The sequence below is a fragment of the Nitratireductor sp. GCM10026969 genome, assembly GCF_042660605.1.
GTDB lineage: Bacteria > Pseudomonadota > Alphaproteobacteria > Rhizobiales > Rhizobiaceae > Chelativorans.
Genome location: NZ_JBHSUM010000310.1, coordinates 1 through 943, shown reverse-complemented (window position 1 = coordinate 943; position 943 = coordinate 1). Strand labels below are relative to the sequence as shown.

Annotated in this window: 1 protein-coding gene; it reads left to right on the top strand. The window is 71.6% G+C overall.

Annotation, left to right across the window (positions count from 1 at the left end; genetic code table 11):
- Nucleotides 1–943 (top strand): ATP-grasp domain-containing protein (locus ACFP9U_RS25190; protein WP_378625635.1); only part of this gene is annotated, 943 nt, incomplete at both ends.

The following is a 943-nucleotide window of genomic DNA, read 5'->3' as shown; positions in this document are numbered from 1 at the left end:
CGCCGGCTATCGGCCGCTCGTGGCGGACTTCTTCTGCGACGACGACACGCGGGTGTTGGCCGGGCGGGTGGCACGGCTTCCCGGGGACCTGCGTTCGGGGATCGACGGCGGAGCGCTTGTCGATTGCCTGAAGGCCCTTGCCGGGAGCGAAGAGCCGGCGGCCCTCGTCTACGGCTCGGGCTTCGAGGGACGGCCGGAGCTGATTGCGGAAATGGGCCGGCACTTCCCCGTTGCCGGCAACGGGGCGGAGACGGTGCGGCGGACAAAGGACCCGCAGAGGCTGGCGCGGGATTGCGCGGCGCTCGGCATCCCCCACCCGGCCTTCTCCTGGGCGGCGCCGTCCGACCCGGAACACTGGGTGGTGAAAAAGGTCGGCGGCGCCGGGGGATCCCATGTCCGCCGCGCGAACGGGGCCGTGTCGGCACCCGGCTGCTACTTCCAGCGTTTCGTGCCCGGGCAGAGCGTTTCCGTCCTCTTCGTCGGTGACGGGAGGGCGGCACGCGTTGTCGGCTTCAGCCGGCAGTGGACAGCTCCGACACCGGCCGCCCCCCACCGCTATGGGGGGGCGGTGCGGCTCAAGCGTTTCGACCGCAACCAGGCGCAAACGATCAGCGGATGGCTTTGCCGCCTGACGGCGCGCACGGGGCTCAAAGGCCTCTGCAGTGCCGACTTCATCGGCTCGGGCGGCGCCCTGCATCTCGTCGAGGTGAACCCGCGTCCGGGTGCCACGCTCGACATCTTCGACAGCGACGAGGCGCCGCTGATCGAGGCGCATCTCGCCGCCACCGAGGGCGCCGCCTGCCGCCTGCCGCGCTTTGCCGATTGCATGGCCTCCATGATCGTCTACACGCGCGGGCCGATCGACCGCTTTCCCGCCATTGCCTGGCCGGAGGGGGTGGCCGACCGCCAGTCGCCCGGCACACGGCTTCAGCCGGGAGAGCCC